Raw genomic sequence first — 23,272 nt, 5'->3', positions numbered from 1 at the left:
GCGGCGAACCGAACCGACCGGGCGACCGATCAGTACATGCCGCCCATGTCGTCACCGGCGCCCGCGCCGGCGGCGGCCGGGGCCGGGGGCTCCGGCTTGTCGGCGACGACGGCCTCGGTGGTCAGGAACAGGCCGGCGATGGACGCGGCGTTCTGCAGCGCGGAGCGCGTGACCTTGACCGGGTCGGCAATGCCGGCGGCCAGCAGGTTGGTGTACTCACCGGTCTGAGCGTTCAGACCCTCACCGATGGGCAGGTTGCGCACGCGCTCGGCCACGACGCCGCCCTCGAGGCCGGCGTTGATGGCGATCTGCTTGAGCGGAGCCTCCAGGGCGACGCGCACGATGGCGGCACCGGTGGCCTCGTCGTCGGACAGCTCGAGGGCGTCCAGAGCGGTGGCGGCCTGCAGCAGGGAGACGCCGCCACCTGCGACGATGCCCTCCTCGACGGCGGCCTTGGCGTTGCGCACAGCGTCCTCAATGCGGTGCTTGCGCTCCTTGAGCTCCACCTCGGTGGCGGCACCGGACTTGAGGACGGCGACGCCGCCGGCCAGCTTGGCCAGGCGCTCGGACAGCTTCTCGCGGTCGTACTCGGAGTCGGAGTTCTCGATCTCGTTGCGGATCTGGGCGACACGGGCGTCAATGGCGTCCTTGTCGCCGGCGCCGTCGACGATCGTGGTCTCGTCCTTGGTGACGACCACCTTGCGGGCCTGGCCCAGGTCCTCCAGGGTGGCGTTCTCCAGCTTCAGGCCGACGGTCTCGGAGATGACGGTGCCGCCGGTGAGGATGGCCATGTCCTGCAGCATCGCCTTGCGGCGGTCGCCGAAGCCGGGGGCCTTGACGGCGACGGACTTGAAGGTGCCGCGGATGCGGTTGACCACCAGGGTGGCCAGGGCCTCGGCCTCGACGTCCTCCGCAACGATCGCCAGCGGCTTGCCGGACTGCATGACCTTCTCCAGCAGGGGCAGCAGGTCCTTGACGTTGGAGATCTTGGACTCGACCAGCAGGATGTAGGCGTCCTCGAGGACGGCCTCCTGACGGTCGGCGTCGGTGACGAAGTAGGGGGAGATGTAGCCCTTGTCGAAGCGCATACCCTCGGTGACCTCGAGCTCGAGGCCGAAGGTGTTGGACTCCTCCACGGTGATGACGCCGTCGTGGCCGACCTTCTCCAGGGCCTCGGCGATCATGGCACCGATCTGCTCGTCGGCGGCGGAGATGGAGGCGGTGGCCGCGATCTCGTCCTGGGTCTCGACCTCCTTGGAGTCGGCCAGCAGGCGCTCGACGACGGCGGCGACGGCCTTGTCGATGCCGCGGCGCACGGCGATGGGGTTGGCACCGGCGGCCACGTTGCGCAGGCCCTCGCGCACAAGCGCCTGGGCCAGCACGGTGGCGGTGGTGGTGCCGTCACCGGCGACGTCGTCGGTCTTCTTAGCGACCTCCTTGACCAGCTCGGCGCCGATCTTCTCGTAGGGGTCCTCGAGCTCGATCTCCTTGGCGATGGTCACACCGTCGTTGGTGATGGTCGGGGCGCCCCACTTCTTGTCGAGGACGACGTTGCGGCCCTTGGGGCCGAGGGTGACCTTGACGGTGTCGGCGAGGGTGTTCAGGCCCCGCTCCATTCCGCGACGGGCCTCCTCATCGAAGGCGATGATCTTGGGCATTGCTGCTCCTGTATTTGGTGGTGGCCGGCGGGTGCCCGCGACGGACGGAGCGGCACCGGACGTTCATGTCCCGTCCGACGCCGACCCTCACCTGCCGGCCTGGGTCGTTCACCGGATCCGGGGAGCGGCTTTGTCACTCTCCGGGTCCGAGTGCTAACCGCAATGCTGGCACTCTCACCCCTTGAGTGCAAGACGCTCAGGTTCGCCGTCGGCCCGAAACGGGGTGTGAAAGAGCTCTCCCGACACCGTTTCCGTCGGTCTCGGCGTGTCGCTTGTGCCGATCTCGGCAGCCATATCGACCGATCTCGGCACATAACTTCTACCGATCTCGGCGGAGTTCCGCCGTGGCCAACAGTACGAGCGCGCAGGTCCAGGCGAGCGGTGCAGGGCCCGCGGGCAGGCCGTCGGCGCGCACCTTCTCGGGCAGCGCACCGGCGCGAGTACGGTGCGCCTCCAGCCACTCCAGCAGCGTGCGCGCCTCGGCGTCGCGCCCCAGACCGGCCGCCGACCAGGCCAGCAGTGCGGTCTCCGGGGTCCAGGAGATCCCGTCGTCGCGCCACGACTCCCCCGGCGCCACCCCACCGGCCGGCCGGGACATGCGGGCCACCGCTCCGTCCCTTACCGCCGCGACGCCGTCCAACGCGCGGGTGAACGGCGGAGCTACGAGCGCGATGGCCGCGTCGAGGTCGTCCCCGCGCACGTGCCTGCCCCAACCGGGCGCGAAGCCACGCTCCATGGCCGCGCGCACCGTCACCGTCCGCTCCGTCAACGGGCCCGCGCCGGCGCCCAGTTCCAGCCCCGCCTGCGCGAGCGCGGCCGCGGCCTCCAGCCCCAGCAGAGTGGGCGCCGCCGTCCCCAGGGTGAGGGTGCGCTCCCCCACCTCCCAGTAGTCCGGTGCCGCGGCCGGCAGGTGCGAGGGCGTGTCGGTCAAGTCCAGCAGAAAGCCGCAGGCCCGCGCACTCGCCTCCCCCAGGCGGGCGGATAGCTCGTCCACCCGCGCGCCGGCGGCGAGCAGCCGGCCGATCGCCCACAAGAACCAGCCGGTACCGTCGGACTGGGCGGGGCGGTCATCCGGGACGACGCCGACGGCGGTGTAGCGCGCCTCGAAGCCGCCGTCGCGACGCTGCAAGGTCGCCAACTGCGCGAGCACGTCGAGGGCCTGCGCCTCCAGTCCGACCGCCGCATAGGCGGCAGCGGCGAAGGCGGCGTCTCGGGGCCAGATATAGCGCCAGATGCTCACCGGGCCGGCCACGACGGCGCCATGCGGGAAGCGGGTCACCGCACCCGCGGCAGCAGCGCCGGGCTCGGCCAGCGCGGGCCCGGTCAGGGTCAGCAGATCGATCAGCGCCGTGCGGGCGAATTCCTCCCATCGGCCGGTCGGCAGCGTGGCCGCGTCCAGGCCCTGGCGTACAGCGGCGGCCAGCGGTGTCGGGCGGCCCGTTCGCTCGGGCGGCAGCACCGTGACGACGCCGTCGGTTCGGGCAAGCACGCCACCGCTCAGCAGAGCGGGACGGGCAGGTCTTGACGACAGCAGAACCGTTGCGCTCGCCGCCGCGACCGCGGCCGGCACGGCGAGCAGCAGCGCACGCCGGGGGAGCCGGCCGGCGCCGCCGCCTTCCGCGCGCATCATTCCTGATAGTCGCTGCGCAGAACCACAACAATCGGGTTGGACTGGGCCTCCTCGGCGGACTCAACCAGCTCGCCCGCCCCGAGCGCGTTGACGACGGCCTGCGCGGTGGCGGCCTGGTCGGCGGAGGCGTAGTAGACGGTGGTGTTGGCCGGCTCGGCGGCACTGTAGACGCCCTGTGAGACGGTGACGGAGGTGAAGCCGGCGTTGCGCAGCTTGTCGCCGGTACGGGTGGCCAGGCCACTGGTGTCGGTGCCGTTGTGCACGGTGACGCCGGTGGTGAAGTCGGCATTGCCGGTCGGTTCCTCGGTGGGCTGCGCGGTCGGTTCCTCGGTGGCCTGCTCCTCGCCGCCCTGCGCGGCATCATTGGCGCTGTCATCCGCGGGGACGGCGGCGGTGGCCGTGGAGGCGCCGCTCACCCCATCCGCGTGGCGCCCGAGCAGCCCCACCGCACCCCATGCCAGCAGCGGGACGATGATCAGAATGGCCAGTAGGGGAATCCAGCTGCGCCAGGCGGGGACCTGGGCGCGATGAACCCCGACGGGCACCGGACCGTCGTCGTCGGCGTCGAACTCGTCGTCGGGGTAGTCGTAGCGGCTCACACCGTGAGAATACCGGGAGGCCGACGCGGCGGCGGCTAATGCGCGCCGACACCCCGAGGCCGACCCGGAGCTAGGCTCTAGGCGTGACCGAACCGAAGCCGCTGTCCGAGATCATCCATCCCTCCTGGGCCCAGGCGCTCGCGCCGGTAGAGCCGACCATCCACGAACTCGGCGCGAAGTTGCGCAAAGAAATCGCGGCCGGCCGCGGCTACCTGCCCGCCGGCACCGATGTGCTGCGCGCCTTCACCTACCCACTCGACGACGTCAAGGTGCTGATCGTGGGACAGGACCCCTACCCCACACCGGGTCACCCGATGGGGTTGAGCTTCTCGGTGCAGCCGGGGGTGCGCCCGCCGCGGAGCCTGGAGAACATCTACACCGAACTGGTCAGCGACCTGGGCGTGGCGCGCCCGACCTCCGGGGACCTGACGCCGTGGTCGCTGCAGGGGGTCATGCTGCTCAACCGGGTGCTGACCGTGCAGCCGGGCAAGCCGGCCTCGCACCGAGGCTGGGGCTGGGAGGAGGTCACCCAGTGCGCCATCGAGGCACTGGTGGCGCGGAACCAGCCGCTGGTGGCGATTCTGTGGGGGCGGCCGGCGCAGTCGCTGTCCCCCATGCTGGGCTCGACGCCGATCATCGCCTCCCCACACCCCTCACCGCTGAGCGCCTCGCGGGGGTTCTTCGGGTCGCGCCCGTTCTCACGGGCGAACGCGGAGCTGGAGCGCCTGGGGGCGACGCCGGTCGACTGGCGGCTGCCCTGAGTGTGTTCGCGGGGCGCGGGCACGATGGCTAACACAACGGCTAGCATCCGCCCGATCCGCACCTTTGCCCTCTACTGCGACGTTTTGCACCCTGGTGTGCGGCAATTGGGCGCACACCAGGGTGCAAAAGCTCGAAGCAGGCGACGTGCCGCCGGCACGGAGGAGTCCCGGAGGAGGGACGTACACGTGGCCGTGCGGGAAAACGTGGAGCCGCGTGTCGGACTCGAACCGACGACCTGCTGTTTACAAGACAGCTGCTCTACCAGCTGAGCTAACGCGGCGTGCGGGCCGAGCTTACCCGACCAAATGCCCCGCTACTGCGCAGACGTGTCCTCGGCCGCGCCGCCCTGGATGTAGTCGGTGATGCCGGTCTCGGTGGCGATGGCGGTCAGTTCCAGCCTCTCGTTGTCCAGGTAGACCGTCGGAGTCCCCGAGACGCCGCCCTGTGAAAAGGTCTCACGGTTGAGCGCTAGCCAGGCGGAATAGGTGTTGTCGGCGATGGCGGTCTCCATCTGGGCCACCACCGCGTCGCTCACGCCCGCCTCGGTCGCGGCCTGCGTCACCGAGGCGGCGGTCAGTGCCGAGGAGTCCTGAGCGGCGTAGATCTCTGCGAAGCGGGCCAGCACCGCCTGGTGGAAGGCGAGCGCAGAGGCGGGCTCCTGGTCCAGCACGACACCCAGGGCGTTGCACACCATGTTGCTCCAGGAGCCGTCATTGGTTTTCTCCAGGAACCGTGCCGTGTGCAGCACGAGGTTGATGGTGCCGTCGCTCAGCAGGGAGTCGATCTCCGCGGCATGCAACGCCTCGAAGTTGGCACAGTAGTGGCAGGAGTAGTCGAAGTAGATGTGCAGGTTCCGGGCGCCGTCCGTGCTGGTGCCCGGCGTCAGGTCCGGCCCGAAGACGATCGACCCGTCGGCGCGGACGGTAGCCGGCATGCCGTCCCCCTGAGCCAGTTCCGAGACGATCTCGCCGCCCAGGCCGGTGTCCTTACGCGAGTTGACGACCAGTGCGGCCGCGGCCCCGACGACGGCGACGCCGCCCAGACCCAACAGGCTGCGGCGGGTGATCCGGGCGCGCCGCTCCCGGCGCTCCTGCTCCTCGCGCATGGCCCGGGCCTTGGCGCGCGCCGCCTCCCGACGCTCCGCCTTGGTGGGACGTGGCTGGTTTGAGGCCACAAGCAACTCCTCAACTCGGGTTCGACGCTGCCGCAGGTCACGCGGCGCATTGCACATTAGGCATTCTGCCTGTGAACCGCCAGGAAAGCACGACCGCAGGGTGCGGCCTGCCTCACCTCGGTGGGCGAGCCATGCCTATGTTTAGCGGGCCATGCCTACAAGCTGAAGGGGTCTAGCCGGGCCACGGGAATCGCGCCCATGGCGAACAGAAACACGATGGCCACCGCGATGACGACGAACACGATGCAGCCGATGCGCCGGTTCGTGCGCCCACGCAGGACCAGGTCGATCAGGCGGGCGCCGCCACGGCGGGTGGGCGCACCCCAGGGCACGAACCAAGCCACCACCATGTAGGCGATCACCACCGACACCACGCACAGCCCCAACCGGTGGTAGTCACCCCACGTGGCCAGCAGGGCGGGAGGGGTATTCGGAGCGAACCCTAGCGCTCGGCCGGAGAAGTAGAACTCCATCACGGCGACGACCGCCGCCACCGCACAGGCGGCGGTGCCGGCGATCAGGGAACGCAGCAGGTACCAGGGGGTCGACGCCCACATGCGCGAGTTGTCGGCGGCGGAGGCGTAGCCGGCCCGCAGGCGACGCCAACGGCGCGCGTCATCGGCCCGACCGACGGTCCCCGCAATCACCACCAGCAGCGAGAAACCGATCGCCAGCCAGCCGGGAATCAGCAGTCCCAGCGCCGCCAGCATCAGGAAGAAGCAGGCGGCAACGGTGCGGTGACGCCGGGGCTCCAGCGCCCATTCGGGAACCGCTCCGGGGACGGGTGGGGCCATGGCCGCGGAGTGGGCGTCCCCGTAGCCGGCAGGGGTCGGCTGGACGGGCGCACCGAAACTCGGCCGCGCCGGCACCGCGGGTCCCGACTGAGCCGGTTCCACCCCGCCTCCGGGCGTGAACGACGGCGGCATCGGCGCCGCCGACGCGCCTGCAAGAGATGCCGGCCGGACGGCGTCGGCCTGCGGGGCGGGACTCGCCACGGCCCCGTAGCCCCCGGGGGCCGAAAACGCCGAAGACGACGGAGCCACCATCCCATAGCCGGAGCCGGACACCGGACCGGTCCCCGGGCTTCCCGCGCTGCCGGCCGACGAGAAGGGGGAGTAGATGGCCCCATACGTGCCGGTACTCGTGTCCGCCTCGACGACCTCGGGGACGGCCGCATCGCCGGCGTCGGCCTCGGCATCCGGCAGCACCTGCGCCAAAGCGGTCTGGCCGTCGCCGCCGTCGGCGATCTCATCCAGGACGCGCAACAGATCGGGGACGGGCAGGCGGTCGGCGGGGTCGGGGGCGAGTGCCGCGGTGAAGGCGCGCGCGAGGGCCGGCTGCGCCTGTTCCAGGTCGCCCAGTTCCGGAGTGCCGGCGTATACGCGGCGGAAGACGGCCTGCCAGGGGCCGGAGCCGAAGGGCGGGAGGCCGGTGATGGTGAACAGTAGGACGCCCGCGCAGGCGTACCAGTCGACGCCGGGGTTGGGTTCTCCGCCGTCGAGCATCTCCGGCGGAATGAAGCCGGGGGTACCCGTGACCTGGCCGGTCTGGGTGAGGCGGACGTCGTCGGCCACCTGGGCGATGCCGAAGTCGATCAGAACCGGGCCGGCCGCGCCGAGCATGACGTTGGAGGGTTTGAGGTCGCGGTGGATGACGCCGGCGGCGTGCACGACGGCCAACGCGTCGACCAGGCCGTGGGCGAGGTCGGAGAGATCGCGGATATCCGTGTCCAGCCGGTAGACGCCGGCATGGTCGATTTCGTACTGGAGAGTCGGGCCGTCTATCAACTCGGTGATGACGAAGGTGACGCCGACGCCGTCCGCGCCGTCGCCGGTCTCGATATCCAGTATGCGGGCCACGCGCGAGTCCTTGACGCGGGCGAGGACGGAGGCCTCACGGTCCAGGCGCCGGCGGGCCGTCGGGTCGGCCGCGATCTGCGGGTGAAGGATCTTCATCGCGACGCGTTTGCCGTCGCCGTCGATGGCTTCCCAAACCACGCCCATGCCGCCGGCGCCCAGGCGGCGCACCAGCCGGTAGCCGCCGACGTTGGCACCTGCGCGCAGCCCGGCCAGGGCGGCGGGGGTGGAGCTGTCGGGACTCTGCGGCATGGCGACACAGTACCGGGAGGTGCCCCGGACGCGGTTGACGTGAGTGGATTCACAGACCTTTGAGGATATTCCGAGCCTTTTCGGACTACCCGGACGGCGTTGTCGTATGACAAAGTTGGTCCTAACCGGAGCAAACCGCCCCGGCACGTGTCAATGCGGACACGCATCGGCACCTTTCACTCGGATCGTCCGGCACGTACCTGTCGGTGAAGGGATACCCCTTATGGCAACCGTCACCTTTGACCACGCCACCCGTATCTACCCGGGGAACGACACCCCGTCGGTGGACAGCTTGAACCTTGAGATCGCCGACGGCGAGTTCCTGGTCCTGGTCGGCCCCTCGGGCTGCGGAAAGTCAACCTCCCTGCGCATGCTCGCAGGCCTCGAGGACGTTAACTCCGGTCGCATCCTCATCGGCGACCGCGACGTGACCGACGTCCAGCCCAAGGACCGTGACATCGCCATGGTCTTCCAGAACTACGCTCTGTACCCGCACATGTCGGTGCACGACAACATGGGTTTCGCCCTCAAGATCGCCGGTACTCCCAAGGATGAGATCGACCGGCGCGTCAAGGAGGCCGCCAAGATCCTCGGCCTGACCGAGTACCTGGACCGCAAGCCGAAGGCCCTGTCCGGTGGTCAGCGTCAGCGTGTGGCCATGGGTCGCGCCATCGTGCGTAAGCCGAAGGTGTTCCTCATGGACGAGCCGCTGTCCAACCTGGACGCCAAGCTGCGCGTGCAGACGCGTACGCAGATCGCGTCCCTGCAGCGCTCGTTGGGCGTCACCACCGTCTACGTGACCCACGACCAGACGGAGGCCCTGACCATGGGTGACCGCATCGCGGTCCTCAAGGACGGCGTGCTCCAGCAGGTCGGTACTCCGCGCGAGATGTACGACAAGCCCGCCAACGAGTTCGTTGCCGGCTTCATCGGCTCTCCCGCCATGAACCTCGGCCGGTTCACGGTCGACGGCGACGTCGCCTCCATCGGCGCCGCTCGTGTGCAGCTGTCCCGGGCCACGCTCGACGCCATGGTTCCGGCTGACAACAACAAGATCGTCATCGGCTTCCGCCCCGAGTCCCTCGAGGTGGTCTCCGCCGAGGACAAGCACTCCATCCCGGTGCGCCTGTCCTTCGTCGAGGAGCTGGGTAGCGACGCCTACATCTACGGCGAGCTGGTCGGCGCCGAGGGCTCCGAGGACAGGCTCGGCTCCGGTGAGGACTCCAGCCAGATCATCGTCCGCGTTCCTCCGCGCACTGCGCCGGAGCCGGGTGAGACGGTGTACGTGCGTATCAAGCCCGGCGAGGAGCACATCTTCTCCGCCTCCACCGGCGAGCGCCTGCCCGCCTGACTCGCCCACGGCGATGCGGTAACCGGCCGCCTGACGACCTCCGTCGCCGCATCGCCCGTACCACGACCGTGCTTGAGCCCCGCTTCTCCCCTACGAGGAGCGGGGCTCAGCCACAGGCCGACGGCGAGCGCCACAACCGCAGGTATGGTTCGCCGTGAATTAACGAGCCCGAAGGCGATCGGCTTCGCCTGAACCGACCCGGCGCCGTTGACGAGTGAATCGCGACGGACCTGAGAGAATATGTCCATGCCCCCGTCCATGCAGATCACCGCGGCAACGATTGACCCGGCGCTGCTCGATCTCCCGTGGGAGATTCCGTTGGAGGAGTGGCCGGCCGAGGTGCTCGCCGCCCTCCCGCGGGGGCTTTCGCGCCACATCGTGCGCTTCGTGAACCTCTCCGAACGCGTCATCGCCGTGAAGGAGATCGGTGAATCCGTCGCCCACCACGAGTACGAGCTGCTGCGCGACCTGGTCCGCCTCGGCGCCCCCTGCGTGACGCCGACCGCGGTCATCACCGGCCGCACCGCCCTGGACGGCTCGGCACTCAACTCGGTGCTGGTCACCGAGCACCTGTCCTACTCGCTGCCCTACCGGGCGCTGTTCAGCCAGTACATGCGCCCGGAGACCGCCACCCGGTTGATCGACGCCCTCGCCGTGCTGCTGGTGCGGCTGCACCTGCTGGGCTTCTACTGGGGGGATGTGTCCCTGTCCAACACACTGTTCCGCCGGGATGCGGGCGCCTTCGCCGCCTACCTGGTGGATGCCGAGACCGGCGAGCTGCACACCGAGGGCCTGACCGACGGCAAGCGGCTGTACGACATCGACGTCGCCCGCACGAACATCATCGGCGAGCTGATGGATCTGCAGGCCGGGGCGCTGCTGGAGCCGAGTGTGGACACCATCGAGGTGGGCGACCGGATCGTCAGCCGCTACACCGAGTTGTGGAATGTGCTCACCGCCGAGGAGACCTTCGACCTGGGCGAGCGCTGGCGCGTGCGCAACCGCATCGAACGGTTGAACGAACTGGGCTTCGACGTCGGCGAGCTGACCATGAAGACCGAGGCGGACGGCTCGCGCACGCGCATGATCATCCAGCCGAAGGTGGTCGACGCCGGCCACTACCACCGCCAGATCATGCGACTCACCGGCCTGGATGTGCAGGAGCGCCAGGGGCAGCGCATGCTCAACGACCTGCAGACCTTCCGCACCGTTACCGGCCGGAAGGACGAGCCGGTGGAGCAGGTGGCGCATGCCTGGCTGGCCGAGGTGTTCGAACCCACCATCTCCGCCGTCCCCATGGAGCTGCGCCGCAAGCTGGAGCCGGCCGAGATCTTCCACGAGGTGCTGGAGCACCGCTGGTACATGTCCGAGCAGCGCCAACGCGACGTGACCACCCAGGAAGCGGTGGACGACTACGTGCGCACGGTCCTGCCGCAACACTGGGACGAGCAGTCCTACCTGTCGCTGGGCGACACCCAGGAGATGGAGGCCATCTTCGACGACGGCGAGGAGCCGGTGCCCGAGGACGACGCGGACTTCGCCGCCCTCGACGAGGCCACGGCCAACGCCTTCGAGCTCAACCCCATGGGCTTCACCGCCGGCATGAAGTTCAAGGGCGAGTGACGCATAGCATGCGCTGATCCGTTCAAACGGATGGCGTTCCTTCCGTCCGGGGAGTATCGTCACAGATGTATATCGGCGCGCGGCGCATTACCGCCCCGTGATTGCCACGCGCGCATCGTAGTCCATCTGACAGGAGCGGGACCTTGGCCGATCTGGAAGTCTCGGAAGATGCTCTCAACGCAATCGCCGACGCGCTGCGTTCCGCAGCGTCGCAACTAAGCTCGGACAACGCCGAGCTGTCGGGGAGCATGGCCGCTACGCAGTCTGAATGGACAGGAGAGGCGGCCAGTGCAGCCGCATCGTCGCATGCCAGCTGGTCAGAACGGTTGCTCACGCAAGTCGATTACATGGAAAGCATAGCGACCGCGGTCGATAACGCTAATGAGCGCTACCAGCAGACCGACAACACAGTCGCAAACATATGGTCCCTATGACAGTTGAACTTTATTGGTTCTGACACCCGGAGTAATACATGAAAGTTGACTACGCCGACCTCGGTCTTACCAAGCAGGTACTCGCGCGACAGGGCGACGAGCACCTACCGGCCATGAAGTCCTTCCTGACCACCTGGGGGCGAATAGATTCGGCCGAGATGGGAGGCCTGTTCTCCGTACTCGTACCGCTCAACAATGCGGTCGTTCTTGTAGGCGAGGAGGTCCTCGGCCTGGCCGCCGAAGCCCACTCCGCCGCAGCCGACTCGATGAACAACACGATCGATGCTTACGCAAAGGCGGACGAACAAGCGTGGGATGAACTTGCTGAGATCTTCAGGAAGATGGATGTGCCGCCGCCGCCATTCAATGATCCTCGAGAGTCCATACCGAGCCTGGGAGACGCCGCGCGCCAGTCGAGTGGGGGCGGAGGCGGAGATCCCATGCTGCTGGACCAAAGCATTCAGAATCGCGCCGCACTTGAAGAATACAAGAACGACCAGATGCAGCGCCTCCAAGAAAGGAACGACGTAGCTTACTCGTCGAACCGGTCGGTGCGCGAGGAGCAGGATCCACAATCCTATCTTGGCGAGCCGGGAACTCCTACGTCCGAGATGGAGAACCTGCGTTGGTCTGCTGGAGCACTGCTCGGCGGTCTCGACTGGGTGTTTGAGAAGCTCTTCCGATGGTCATTTCTCAACGACTTCGTCTACAAGAATATCGTGGGTGACTGGCGCTACGTCGATCGCGCCTCAACGGCCTGGTCGGAGCTCGACTCCGCACTCGTCGCCGTAGGCCAGAACGACTCGGGAGTCCTTCCTGCCCTGGCCGAGTGGGTAGGCAAAGGAGCGGTAGCTTGCAACGCCTTCATAACCGCGCTGTCGGTGGCCACGACTAGGCTGAGCTACGCAGCAGGGTACGTCAGCGAGATTGTCGGCAAAGTGGCACTCGCAGCAAAGCTTGCTGCAACCGGCCTGGGTATGCTTCTTAAGAAACTGTCTTACAAACTTGCGCGCGTCGCAGCCGAGGCCGCCGTTCCGGTTGTCGGCTGGGCCGCTGTAGCTGTAGAGTGCGCCATTCTCATCTCTGATATCCTAGGCATGGTGCGGCTATCTTACTCGATCGTCAACGCAGTATATGATGCCATTGAGGGCATCGTTACCGCCAAGGCGAAAATCGTTGAGGTATTGTACACCACCACGAATATTGCAGAAGCAGCGATACGCGGCGCGGCGGTACGTGCATGACTTCATTTCCTCCCCCACCCCGCAGCAATAGAGATCTCGATGAGCTCATCGAGCAACTTCGTGGCATCAATGAACGTCTGGAGAAGGAAGTCAAGCAGGCCGAGCAGGAGGCCGAGCGGGCGGACGCGGAGCGTGCCGAGGCTGCGCGTCGAGGCGAACTCGGTCCCGACTGGCAGGCCGTTCAACGACGAATCGACTCGGGCAGAACCACCGTTGCGGCGGTTTTCTCCGGAGAAGACACTTCACCCGAGGCCGAACGCCTACGCAAGCAGGTAGCAGAGAATCTGGGGCGCCTCCGCGACGACTGGGAGACCCAGCGCCGAACGGGCTCCCAAACCACGCCGTTGGATGAAATGGATGACTTGCGCCGTACCTCGCCACGGTTTCCCTGACGGCCTGGTCGGTGACGTCTTGCAGTCGGCTCCCCTATTGACACGGAGAAGTCATTGAGATCTCCTCTTTATCTGATGAGGTGTAGTCACCATGGCATGGCATGAGACGCAGCCCATGCGCCGCTTCGAGGTGGCGGCGCCGCCGCGGGACGCCGTGCGCTTCGTCATCGACCACCTGGCACCGCAGGGTTTCGCCCTGGAGACCTGGGACCTGGACTCGGTGCTGGCCGAACGGGGACCGTGGACCGGCGTAGTCCTGCGCGAAGGTAGTCAGGCCGCTAATTTCGCAGTGGGTACCTTCATGGAAGTGGTTCCACTAGTTCTCGCCCTCCCTTGGACACGCCGCCAGCACGGACGCGTACGCATGGCGGTCATTGCCCGTCCGCTGCACGGCGACGCTACGGGGAGCGAGCTTATCTGCTGGCACTTCCACCTTGACTCCGTGACTTTACGTTACTGGTCCACGAACTTCACCATCGACATCATGGATGGTTTGACCGAGCCTCTTAGCGCAGCAGGCCTGCTGCTTGCCGGGCCGGCCAAACCATCCAGCTGGAAGACCTGGAATACCCTGCCCGCCGATCACCCACTGCATCCTAAGCAGTGGCGCACCATCAGCAAGGAGGCGCGGCGCCGTGGTCGCCGGCGCCAAGGCGGGACGCGACCGTCCTGAGCATCGTCCGGTAACGATGTTCGCGGCCGGGCGTGCCACCACGCCACTGTATTAAGTCGATGAGTTGCGCCGAAGCTCGCCTTGGTTTCCCTGCCAACTTTAGCGATGGTATGCAGCGGTCGGCTCCAGTGCTAGCAGGGAGATGTCATCCAGGCCCACTCTTTTACTGATGAGGTGTAGTCACCATGGCATGGCTTGAGACGCAGCCCATGCGCCGCTTCGAGGTGGCGGCGCCGCCGCGGGACGCGGTGCGCTTCGTCATCGACCACCTGGCACCGCAGGGTTTCGCCCTGGAGACCTGGGACCTGGACTCGGTGCTGGCCGAACGAGGGCCGTGGACCGGCGTGATCCTGCGCGAGGGCAGTGAGGCCGCCAGCTTCTTCGCGGATTACCTTGCCGAGGTATTTCCGTTAGCGCTCGTTCTCCCCTGGGTACGCCGCCAACACGGACGCGTGCGCCTGGCGGTGCTGGCCCGCCCGTTGGGTGGCCGCGCGGCGGCAAGCGAGCTCATCTGCTGGCACTTCTCCTTTGATTCCGATACCCCTTGGAACCATCCCAAGTACTTCACCATCAACGCCATGGAGGGCTTGACCGAGCCACTGCGTGCGACGGGCCTGCTGCTTGCCGGGCCGGCCAAACCATCCAGTTGGAAGACCTGGAATACCCTGCCCGCCGATCACCCACTGCATCCTAAGCAGTGGCGCGCCATCAGCAAGGAGGCGCGGCGCCGTGGTCGCCGGCGCCAAGACGGGACGCGACCGTCCTGAGCGCCGTCCTCCAGCAGATCACGACGTTTGCAAGCCGCCCTTCTCCGCCAGGTGCGCCACCACGCCGCCAATGAAGGTGTCACCCAGGCCGATCGTCGTCGGGGAGGCGGTGCGAACCGCGAAGCCCGGCGCGATCAGCACGCCCGCCGCGGCCGGCTCGGAGGCGCGGGCGAGGCGCTCGCCGGTCTCCTCCCGGGGCGCCCACGCCACCTCCGTGTACTCCTCAACGGCGTAGCGGTCCCCGTGTAGGAAGCGAGTGGATGCCAGTAGGCAACCCGCCTCGGCGGCCTCGCGGAACAGGGCCGCCCGCTCCCCCACCACCGCGGCGTAGCGGCTGGTATGCACCATGACAGTCGGCGCCCCGAGTCGCCGGTGCAGGTCGGTCATCATCGCCGCGACCTGTGCCCCGTCCTCCAGATCTATGGCGCGTCCGAGATAGTGACGCGCCTCATCCTCGTTGAGCGAGTGAAGATCCACCAGGTGCGGAATTGTCTCCAGGATCACCTCACGCATGGCGTCGTTGTGAAAACCCGCGTCCTCGTAGACGACGACGGCGTCTGGTGGCGTCTCGGCCAACGCGTCCTCGAGTTCGCCCAGTCGAGTGCGCAACTCGGATGCCGACTTCATGGTGTTGAAGCCCGAGATCAGGACTACCCGGGCCTCGGCCAGCAGCCGAGGCAACTCCTTGCTCAGCCGCAGATCCTCGTTGGGCGCATCGTTGACCAGGATCACCCGATTGGGGCGGTGCGCGGTCAGCTCCCCATCGGCCAGGCGCACCGCCGCGCCCGCCGGGTACTGGACGATCACGTGCGGATCCAAGGAATCCGCCTCGGCGCTGCACACCCACTCGACGGCGGGCGACAGGAGCCGACGGACGTCGTCGTTAATTGAGACCAGGTGCACCGTCGAGGCTACGCCGATCCGTTCCATGGCCAACGCCGCGCGAACGCACGTGCCGCCCAGGGTGACTTGGTAGGTGAAGTGATCCGCGAAGGCAAGCAGCGCCCGCTTATCGGCCGCGTAGCACTCGCATCCCCGGGACTGTCGCATGGACCTCAGCACCGCCAGCAGCATCTCCCGCTCGTCGACGGCGCTGGCCGGCGGAGCGTCCTCGAGCTCGGCCTGGTGTATGCCATGGGTGTCCACGAGCTCCTGAAACGCCTCAGCATCCCAGTACAGCTCGTAATCGACGGTCCCGCCGAGCCCGAGGACAATCCGCACCGTCATCTCACTCTCCCTTCAGCCGCGCCCGCATCGACGCCGCAGGCTCACAGCAGCTCTGCCTTGCCCGCGGATTCGAACAGATCGATCTTCTGCGCCGCACACTCCCGCAGTGCCGCCTCGCACGGAGGCTCGATCACGTTGGGCTCGCGCAGGTGCACGTCCTGGAGCACCTCGCGCATCTTGTTGAAGTAGGCGGCCTTGATGTCGGAAGAGATGTTGATCTTGTTGATGCCGCCGTGCACGGCCCCGGCAATCTCGGTGTCGGAGTTGTTCGACCCGCCATGCAGCACTAGGGGAATGCCCAGACGCGACTTGATCTCACCCAGCAAGTCCAGGCGCAGCGCGGGCTTGGCCGCGGCGGGGTACAGGCCGTGCCTGGTGCCGATCGCGATGGCGAGAGAATCCGCACCGGTGGCGTCGATGAAGCGCGCCGCGTCATCGGGGTCGGTGTACAGGATCTCCTCCGTGCCGGTCTCCCCGTACTTGTCGGACACGCCGATGGTGCCCAACTCGGCCTCCACGGATAGCCCGACGGCGTGGGCGGCGTTAACCACGCGCACGGTCTCGGCCACGTTCTCCTCGAAGGATGCGAAGGACTTGTCAATCATCACCGAGGTGAAGCCCGCCTGGATGGCCAGCAGCACCTGCTCATAAGACGCGCCATGGTCAAGGTGGATCGCCGTCGGCACCGGGGACTCGTGGGCGATCCGGATGATGGAGGCCAGCATCGCGGGCCGGATGTGGCTCAGTTCGTCCGGGTGAATGGCGATGATGTGTGGGGAGCGCTTGTCCTCACAGACGTCCACCACCGCGCGCAGCATCGAGTACGAGGAGATGTTGAACGCCGGGACCGCGAAACCGTGTTTATTGGCGACGTCCAGGATGTCGCTGCCTGTGACTAACATTTGCATTGTACCTTTCTGTGTTGTCGTCAAGTTCAGTTCTTGACGGATCCAGCGGTCATCCCTCCGATGAAGTAACGCTGGAAGAAGATGAAGAGGAGCACCACGGGAATCGATCCGAGCACGGACATCGCCATCATCTCGTTCCACTCGTATGAGTGCTGCCCCATGAGGAGCTGAATACCGATGGGCACGGTGCGCATGTCATTCGTGCGCGTGAGCGTCAACGCGAACAGATACTCATTCCAGGCGATCATGAAAGTGTAGATACCAACCGAGACGATTCCCGGGATGGAAATTGGGACCAGCACCCGCCACAGTGCACCGAGAGAACTGGTTCCATCCACCTTCGCGGCCTCATCGAGCTCGCGCGGGAGGGTGTTGAAGTAGCCGGTGAGCATGATGATGGCGTAGGGCAGCGTGAACACCATGTAGGTCAGGATCAGGCCCTGGTAGGTGTTGTACAGCCGCAGCGTCACCATGAGCCCGAAAAACGGGATCAGCAGGGTGATCGGCGGCACCGCCTGCACCGATATGACCAGTACGTTCAAGATCCTCTTCCCGGGGAACTCGAAACGGCTGAAGGCGTAGGCGGCGAGGATCGCGACGATGAGTGTCAGCGCCGTCACCGACAGCGCCACGAAATAGCTGTTGATGAAGAAGCGGATCTTCTCCGAATCATGGAAAATGGAGATGTAGGCCGCCCAGGAGGAGCCCTCTTCAATGATCCGCGGAGGCGTGGCGAAGATCTTCGCATTCGGTTTGAAGGAGGACACCAGCATCCAGAAGATCGGCAGGGCCGCGAAGCCGGCGCCCAGGAGCAGCCCCACCCATACACCCGCCTTGGCCAACAGCCGTCGACGCCGTTTAGTAGTCATAGCACCCATGTCACTACTCCCTCACCTGTTGGCTACGCACGTAGAAGAAGGCGAGGATCATGGACAGGATCAGCACGATCACCGCACTGGCGGACGCCCCCGAGAAGTCGTACTCGGAGAATGCCAACTTATAGGTGAAAGTGGACAGCACCTCCGTCCGGTCAAGCGGCCCTCCGCCGGTGGTCATCCAGATGAGGGCGAACTGCTGGGAGGTCCAGATGACGTCGAGCAGCGCCATGGAGATAATGATCGGCCGCAGCTGTGGGAGGGTGATCGACCAGAACCTCCGGATCGGGCCGGCGCCGTCGACCTCCGCCGCCTCGTACAGATCCTTCGGGATGCCCTGAAGACCGGCAAGGATCGAGATCATGAAGAACGGGTACCCGGACCAAATGTTGATGAAGGTGACTGCGGCCAGGGCGATATCCGGATCGGCGAGCCACTCGTGCTGTCCGCTAACGACGCCCAGACCAGACAGGATCGCGTTGACTACGCCGTTGGGATTGAGCAGCAGTCGCCACAGGATGGCGATGATCGCCACGGTCAGTAGCCACGGGAGTACGAACAGGGTGCGGAAGACGGTCCTGGTGACAGCGGATACCGACTCGGAATTGAGCAGCATGGCAAAGCCGAGACCCAACAGCATATGCGCCACCACGCTGATGGCCACGAACCAGAACGTGTTGGCCAGCGCCGTACGGAACTTGCTGCTGGTGAGGATCTCGACGTAATTGCCCAGCCCGATGAAGTGGGACTCCCTAGCGGTGATGACAGCATCCATCAGCGAGTATCCGACCACCATGACGATCGGAATCACCATCAGCACCATCAACAGGATTAAGGTCGGTGACAGGTATGCGTAGGGCACAAGTGCCTGGGTCAGGCGCCGCCCACGGGACGGCGCCCGCACCCGCCGCGTCCGAGACGCATTTGCGGCATCGGTGACGCTCATGGGTGAACCTCAGAACTCCTCGTCCCACGCCTGCTGGGCGTTGGCGAGCATGGTGTCGACGTCGATATCGCCGCTGAGGTAGCTCTGGAACTGCTCATCGAACTTGCGCATGAGCGTCTCGGAAACCGGCAGACCGGTGAACTCATTGGCAGGCGTGCCCGAGCTCCAGATCTCGAAGGCCTGCTTGAACAGCTCATCATCCTCGACATAGTCGGGCGTGGCCGTACTGTTTCCGGGGAAGGCCTTAGCGTCGTCGGCGAGCACCGCATTGGTGTCGGCCGACATGAGGAACTCCACCAGCTTCCACGCCTCCGCCGGATGCTCGGTGGTACCGGAGACACCGATGCCCCAAGAGGCGTAGGGCATGCCGCGCTGGCCGGTGTAGCCACTCACGGCGGGCAGTGCGGCAATGCCGAATTCCAGGTCCGGGTTGCCCTCGCGGATGGTGTTCACGTGCGCGAGGGAGTCGATCATCATGCCGACCCGCGCATTGGTGAAGTCCTCGACCTTGTCCTGCTCCTTCATGGTGAAAGCGCCCGGCGATATGACTCCGTCGTCCCACAGATTCTTGATGAATTCGCAGGCGCTCTTGACGTCCGCGTTGCCCTGGAGGTTCGGCTTGCCGTCCGCGGTGAGCATCGATCCACCGGAGGCCCAGACCCAGGACATCACATCATTCTGAATGCCGTTCGGCGCCTCCAGCGAGAGCGGCAGCGCCCAGCCGGAGACGTCCTCACCCGTGTCCGCGATCGCCGCGGCCGCGGACTCGAACTCCTCACGCGTGGAGGGGATTGCCGAGACGCCGGCCTGTTCAAGCAGATCCATATTGGTGAACATGGGGTAGACGAAGTTGACCACCGGGATCATGTAGGTGACGCCGTCGATCTGAATCTGGCTGGCGAGCTCGGAGTCGTCGTAGCCCTGCTCGGCCATCAGGGCCGTCAGGTCCGCTATGGCACCCTGCTTCGCGAAGTCACTCACCCATGCACCGTCCAAGCCGACCACATCCGGCATGGTCTGCGCCGCGGCACCGGCAACCAGCTGCTCCTTGGTCGAGGCATAGGGCCCGGAGAGCAGTTCGACCTTGATCCCGGGGTTGGCCTGCTCGAACTGGTCCATGAGGGCGCGCAGGGCCCCGTCCGGCAGTTCGGGTTCCCACCACTGGGTGAACTCCAAGGTCACCTCCCCATCGCGGCCTCCACTACTTCCCGATCCGCCACATCCGGCCAGACCCATCGCCGCCAGAGCGGCCACTACGGCCGTCATCTGCCCGAATTCGCGCCTACGCATACGCATCAGCATTGTTACTCCATCATCATTGACACGAGTTGCGACATCATGCTGGTTTCATCCACTTCCTGATGTCTGCGGACGAGCATAGTGCGACTTTTTGCGGCTGTCTGCGCTCGATCGGCAACAATCACGTAACGTTCGGCTTGAAGGCGCATGAAGAATGCCTAGACTGGCGCCATGAACGACGCCGCACCCCGCCTCCCTGGAGGGCGGAAGGCCGAAATCGCCGGCTACGTGAACCGACTGGGTCAGGTGACGGTGACGGCCCTGGCGGACCACTTCGGCGTCTCGGCCGACACCATCCGCAGAGATCTAGACCAGCTTGACGCCGACGGCCTGCTCATCCGTATGCACGGCGGAGCGATGTCCAACTCCGCCGTCCCCTGGCACGATACGAACCTGAGCGACCGCGCCCGTTTGCAGGCGTCCCAGAAGGATCGTATCGGCCGGATCGCCGCGGAGCTCGTGCAGGACGGCAACGTCCTGTTCATCAACGGGGGAACCACCGCACTGTCCCTGGTACACCACCTGTCGAACAAGCGGGAACTCATCATCGCAACCAACAACCTCGCACTGCCGGTGGAGATCAACCCGGAGGCGTGCCGCGACGTATACGTCATCGGCGGGCACGTGCGTCTGTCTGGCCGCGTAACCATCGGCCCGGTCGCCTTCGCCTCCGCCATCTCAGGCGTCGAAAACGACATCCACGTCGACCTCGCCCTCATCGGCGTGGGCGCCGTCGACACCGACGGCTTCTCCACTTCCAACTTGGACGAGGCCGCCATGCTTGCGCAAATGGCCGCCCGCGCCCGTCGGGTAGCCATTCTTGCCGATTCGACCAAGCTTGGTCGGCGTCTGTTCGCCGCGATTGGCGACCTTGCGATTGCCGACTACCTGATCACCAACGAACAGCCCAACGCCGAGCTCAGCGCCGCTTTGAACGCCCGCTCGGTACAGGTACTCACCCCGGATACGCCTTACTGAATCCTCGCCTCTCGACCGAGGTAGGCACCTGAGTCAAGGAGGACTCGATGACCACGCTCATGACCCGCCAATTCTTCGATTCCGAAGCCTGGAGCCTACTCGCCTTCGGCAAGCGCTCCCGCACCGAGCATGGGTTCGGCTGGCTCGACGACGTCGGCAGCATCGACGCCACGCACGGCGTACAGCTATGGATCACCGGCCGCATGACCCACTGCTTCGCTCTCGGGCAGCTCATGGGCGACCCGGACTGCGCGACCCTGGCCGAGCACGGCGTCGCCCGCCTACTGGACGGCCCGCTGCACGACACCGTCGCCGGAGCCTGGCTCTCCGCAGTTGATATCGACGGGACCCCGCGCCCAGGAAACCTGGTCTCCTACGAGCACAGCTTCGTCATCCTGGCTGCCGCCTCCGCACTCATGGCCGGCGTATCACGCGCGCAGGAACTGCTCGATGCCGCCCTGCTCACCTTCGACCGACTGTGGTGGGACGAGGACGCCGGGATGGTGGTGGATGCCCGGGACCGTCACAGCCCCGCCGTCGACCCCTACCGTGGCGCAAACGCGAACATGCACACGGTTGAGGCACTGTTGGCGGTCTATTCCGCCACCCACGACGCCACTCACCTGCGGCGAGCGGCGCGCATCACCGACCGGATCGCGCGCGAGTTCATCACCCATGACTTCCGCCTGCCCGAGCACTTCGACGTCGACTGGAACGCCGTCCTCGACTACAACCGGGACCGCCCCGCCGACGCCTTCCGTCCCTACGGCTCCACAGTCGGGCACTGGCTGGAGTGGTCGCGGCTGATGATTCAGGTACGCGCCGCGTGCACCGCCGCGGGCATCGGCTACGACCCACTGCTGGACACCATCCCAGGGCGCATGTACCGGCAGGCACTGCAGGAGGGATGGGGCGTAGACGGCGAACGCGGTTTCGTCTACACGGTGGACTTCGCTGGACGCCCGGTGGTGCATGAACGCATGTACTGGGTGCTGTGCGAGGCGATCGGCGCGGCGGAGACGCTGCGTGAGACCACCGGGGATCCCTCCTACGAGCACGACATCGACATCTACGCCACCTTCGCCCGGGAGTTTCTGATTGAGGCACCCGGTCGGTGGCGCGAGGAGCTCGACGCCCATAACCGCCCGAGCTCAATCACCTGGTCGGGCAAGCCCGACATCTACCACGCACTCCAGGCAATGCTGATCGGCCGCCTGCCGATCACCCCATCATTCGCCGAGGGCCTGCTGGCCACTGGGGCATCGCCCGCCCGAAGCCGTTGAACCGGCCACACGCAAAACACGACCCCCGTTTGCGTTCCACGACCCCCGGCCATGATCCACGAACTTGGGGTGCGTTTCACGACCCCGGGGTGGTCGTGGAATGTTCACGGAGGTCGTGCCATAGCACCAAGGTCGTGGAACGCAATCCCGGGCCCGAAGTGTTGCGCGGTGAAGGGCACCGTGCAGCCGCCGGGCTGCTCACGCCGTCGGGCCGTCTCCAATCTGCGCGTGCACGCTGGTGAGCACTCCGGCGTCGTCGGTCGCCAGCGCCAGTGCGCACAGGAAGGCGGCCATGGTGTGCGACCAGTAGGGCACGCGCATGCTCATACACTCCCTTCCCGCGGATACGTCCGGCGATCCCACCACCTCGTGGTTCAGTTCCCAACCAGCTGCATCGGCGACCAGAGACAGCAGCTCGTCGACGGAGTTGAATACGGCGCGCACTGCGTCGCCGGGACTGCCGTCGCGCACATCCAAGGCGATGGTCACCGGGTGCATGGCCGCCGGGCCGTGCACCGGCAGCCGTTCGGCTATGTAGGTAACGGGCGCGTCTGCTGCGCCAGTTCGCTGTTGGGTACGCCGGTTAAGAGGGGCCTGCTGTGTGGCCCGGAGGTCTTCAGCAGGCGTCTAAGTGGCGTCGTACACGACTTCCGCGCCTGGCGCGGGCCCGTGCCGCTAACCGCAGGCAAGTCGGGGTGCCGAGTGCGCCCCTCGAAGCAGACCCACGCTGCCGGGTGCGGGCCGGTCGGGGTGCTGGGAAGGGGTGGGTTGGGTTATCTGGTGTGTTTTCCCGGGTGGGATCTGGCGCGTAGGTCGGCGCGGGCCCTGGCGGTTGGTACCTGTGGTTGACGGTTCGGCACTTAGCGCCGGCGATTCGTACCCTCTCGTGGCGGTTCGGCACCTAGAGGTACGTACCGTCCCATAGGAGTACGAATCGTTGATCAGAAGGTACGTACCGTCGTCGGAAGTGTCGAATCGTCGACCCGAGAAGGGTGCCCCGTCAGGCGAGCAGCCGAGTCCTCCCGCCCGGACCGCCGCGTCCGCCGGGACCTGTTGTGGCCTGTCCAGGCTCGCGGCGATCAATTGTGCCTGCCCTTCCCATCGTGCCTGCCAGAATGCTCCTGCCGGATGTCCACAATGACCGTCGCCAGGCTCTTACCTGTGCACCACCACACCCGTGATCCCGAGGGGTCCCCGATTCCCGGGTCGGCTGTGCTCCCGTGGGATGGCTGTCATGTCGTTTTACGACCTTGGGGTGCGGTTCACGACCTGTGATGTCTCAGGACATCGGTGACAGTTCTGCCTCAGGACATCGGTGACACTTGGTGTATCAGGACATCG

General features: G+C 66.4%; 21 protein-coding genes and 1 tRNA gene. 10 read left to right on the top strand and 12 right to left on the bottom strand.

Annotated elements, in window-relative coordinates:
* Nucleotides 1-29: 29 nt before the first annotated feature.
* From groL to DRB06_RS12665, 3 genes are all read right to left on the bottom strand, one after another.
* Nucleotides 30-1,658 carry a chaperonin GroEL gene (groL, locus tag DRB06_RS12675; protein WP_108969058.1) on the bottom strand — a complete coding sequence of 543 codons (1,629 nt, stop codon included), beginning with the start codon at nt 1,656-1,658 and terminating at the stop codon, nt 30-32.
* Between the two features lie 319 nt (nt 1,659-1,977).
* Nucleotides 1,978-3,288: a glycoside hydrolase family 15 gene (locus DRB06_RS12670; protein WP_146750888.1), complete on the bottom strand. Its 1,311-nt coding sequence runs from the start codon at nt 3,286-3,288 to the stop codon at nt 1,978-1,980.
* On the bottom strand, nt 3,285-3,887 hold the full coding sequence (locus DRB06_RS12665) for a LytR C-terminal domain-containing protein (protein WP_108969064.1): 603 nt from the start codon (nt 3,885-3,887) through the stop codon (nt 3,285-3,287). Before DRB06_RS12665 ends, DRB06_RS12670 begins: the two co-directional genes overlap by 4 nt.
* 83 nt (nt 3,888-3,970) lie before the next feature.
* Here DRB06_RS12665 and DRB06_RS12660 point away from each other — a divergent pair, with 83 nt between their 5' ends.
* On the top strand, nt 3,971-4,648 hold the full coding sequence (locus DRB06_RS12660) for a uracil-DNA glycosylase (RefSeq protein ID WP_108969067.1): 678 nt from the start codon (nt 3,971-3,973) through the stop codon (nt 4,646-4,648).
* A 205-nt stretch (nt 4,649-4,853) separates the two neighbouring features.
* Here DRB06_RS12660 and DRB06_RS12655 read toward each other — a convergent pair.
* The 3 genes from DRB06_RS12655 to DRB06_RS12645 all read right to left on the bottom strand — a co-directional run bounded on the left by DRB06_RS12655 (nt 4,854) and on the right by DRB06_RS12645 (nt 7,931).
* Nucleotides 4,854-4,929, bottom strand: a tRNA-Thr gene (locus DRB06_RS12655).
* 33 nt (nt 4,930-4,962) lie between these two features.
* Entirely contained in the window at nt 4,963-5,823 is an 861-nt protein-coding gene (locus DRB06_RS12650; protein WP_258522262.1) for a DsbA family protein, read from the bottom strand.
* Between the two features lie 155 nt (nt 5,824-5,978).
* Nucleotides 5,979-7,931, bottom strand: coding sequence for a serine/threonine-protein kinase (locus DRB06_RS12645; protein ID WP_111820140.1), 1,953 nt, complete (start codon nt 7,929-7,931; stop codon nt 5,979-5,981).
* Between the two features lie 223 nt (nt 7,932-8,154).
* Between DRB06_RS12645 and DRB06_RS12640 the strand changes: the two genes are divergently transcribed.
* The 7 genes from DRB06_RS12640 to DRB06_RS12610 all read left to right on the top strand — a co-directional run bounded on the left by DRB06_RS12640 (nt 8,155) and on the right by DRB06_RS12610 (nt 14,415).
* On the top strand, nt 8,155-9,282 hold the full coding sequence (locus DRB06_RS12640; protein WP_111820139.1) for an ABC transporter ATP-binding protein: 1,128 nt from the start codon (nt 8,155-8,157) through the stop codon (nt 9,280-9,282).
* A 246-nt stretch (nt 9,283-9,528) separates the two neighbouring features.
* Complete coding sequence (locus DRB06_RS12635; RefSeq protein WP_108970002.1) at nt 9,529-10,905, top strand: DUF4032 domain-containing protein; 1,377 nt, start codon at nt 9,529-9,531, stop codon at nt 10,903-10,905.
* Nucleotides 10,906-11,048: 143 nt separating this feature from the next.
* Nucleotides 11,049-11,339 (top strand): WXG100 family type VII secretion target, encoded by a 291-nt coding sequence (locus DRB06_RS12630; RefSeq protein WP_073327995.1) that lies wholly within the window; start codon nt 11,049-11,051, stop codon nt 11,337-11,339.
* Nucleotides 11,340-11,377: 38 nt separating this feature from the next.
* Nucleotides 11,378-12,583 carry a hypothetical protein gene (locus tag DRB06_RS12625; protein WP_108969074.1) on the top strand — a complete coding sequence of 402 codons (1,206 nt, stop codon included), beginning with the start codon at nt 11,378-11,380 and terminating at the stop codon, nt 12,581-12,583.
* Nucleotides 12,580-12,975, top strand: coding sequence for a hypothetical protein (locus DRB06_RS15880; RefSeq protein WP_146750887.1), 396 nt, complete (start codon nt 12,580-12,582; stop codon nt 12,973-12,975). The genes DRB06_RS12625 and DRB06_RS15880 overlap by 4 nt, the downstream gene beginning before the upstream one ends.
* Nucleotides 12,976-13,066: 91 nt before the next feature.
* Nucleotides 13,067-13,648: a hypothetical protein gene (locus tag DRB06_RS12615; protein ID WP_111820138.1), complete on the top strand. Its 582-nt coding sequence runs from the start codon at nt 13,067-13,069 to the stop codon at nt 13,646-13,648.
* Between the two features lie 185 nt (nt 13,649-13,833).
* On the top strand, nt 13,834-14,415 hold the full coding sequence (locus DRB06_RS12610; RefSeq protein WP_111820137.1) for a hypothetical protein: 582 nt from the start codon (nt 13,834-13,836) through the stop codon (nt 14,413-14,415).
* 18 nt (nt 14,416-14,433) lie between these two features.
* Here DRB06_RS12610 and DRB06_RS12605 read toward each other — a convergent pair whose 3' ends face one another.
* The 5 genes from DRB06_RS12605 to DRB06_RS12585 are packed head-to-tail and all read right to left on the bottom strand — an operon-like array spanning nt 14,434 to nt 19,673.
* Nucleotides 14,434-15,642: an ADP-dependent glucokinase/phosphofructokinase gene (locus DRB06_RS12605; protein WP_108969083.1), complete on the bottom strand. Its 1,209-nt coding sequence runs from the start codon at nt 15,640-15,642 to the stop codon at nt 14,434-14,436.
* Nucleotides 15,643-15,683: 41 nt separating this feature from the next.
* Nucleotides 15,684-16,544, bottom strand: a complete 861-nt coding sequence (locus tag DRB06_RS12600; protein ID WP_108969086.1) for a ketose-bisphosphate aldolase — start codon at nt 16,542-16,544, stop codon at nt 15,684-15,686.
* A 32-nt stretch (nt 16,545-16,576) separates the two neighbouring features.
* On the bottom strand, nt 16,577-17,428 hold the full coding sequence (locus tag DRB06_RS12595; RefSeq protein WP_234415955.1) for a carbohydrate ABC transporter permease: 852 nt from the start codon (nt 17,426-17,428) through the stop codon (nt 16,577-16,579).
* Between the two features lie 4 nt (nt 17,429-17,432).
* Nucleotides 17,433-18,371: a carbohydrate ABC transporter permease gene (locus tag DRB06_RS12590; RefSeq protein WP_073327984.1), complete on the bottom strand. Its 939-nt coding sequence runs from the start codon at nt 18,369-18,371 to the stop codon at nt 17,433-17,435.
* Between the two features lie 9 nt (nt 18,372-18,380).
* Nucleotides 18,381-19,673, bottom strand: coding sequence for a sugar ABC transporter substrate-binding protein (locus DRB06_RS12585; RefSeq protein ID WP_111820136.1), 1,293 nt, complete (start codon nt 19,671-19,673; stop codon nt 18,381-18,383).
* A 168-nt stretch (nt 19,674-19,841) separates the two neighbouring features.
* On the opposite strand from DRB06_RS12585, the gene DRB06_RS12580 reads away from it, so the two are divergent.
* Together DRB06_RS12580 and DRB06_RS12575 are read left to right on the top strand one after the other, a co-directional pair.
* Nucleotides 19,842-20,648 carry a DeoR/GlpR family DNA-binding transcription regulator gene (locus tag DRB06_RS12580; protein WP_111820135.1) on the top strand — a complete coding sequence of 269 codons (807 nt, stop codon included), beginning with the start codon at nt 19,842-19,844 and terminating at the stop codon, nt 20,646-20,648.
* 47 nt (nt 20,649-20,695) lie between these two features.
* Nucleotides 20,696-21,931 carry an AGE family epimerase/isomerase gene (locus tag DRB06_RS12575; RefSeq protein WP_111820134.1) on the top strand — a complete coding sequence of 412 codons (1,236 nt, stop codon included), beginning with the start codon at nt 20,696-20,698 and terminating at the stop codon, nt 21,929-21,931.
* 198 nt (nt 21,932-22,129) lie between these two features.
* Here DRB06_RS12575 and DRB06_RS12570 read toward each other — a convergent pair whose 3' ends face one another.
* Nucleotides 22,130-22,429, bottom strand: a complete 300-nt coding sequence (locus DRB06_RS12570) for a hypothetical protein (RefSeq protein WP_146750886.1) — start codon at nt 22,427-22,429, stop codon at nt 22,130-22,132.
* Between the last annotated feature and the right edge of the window lie 843 nt (nt 22,430-23,272).

The organism is Actinomyces sp. Z5 (genome assembly GCF_003287795.1).
Lineage (GTDB): Bacteria > Actinomycetota > Actinomycetes > Actinomycetales > Actinomycetaceae > Actinomyces > Actinomyces glycerinitolerans.
The sequence above is the reverse complement of the archived record's forward strand: the minus strand, read 5'-3'. Positions and strand labels throughout refer to the sequence as shown.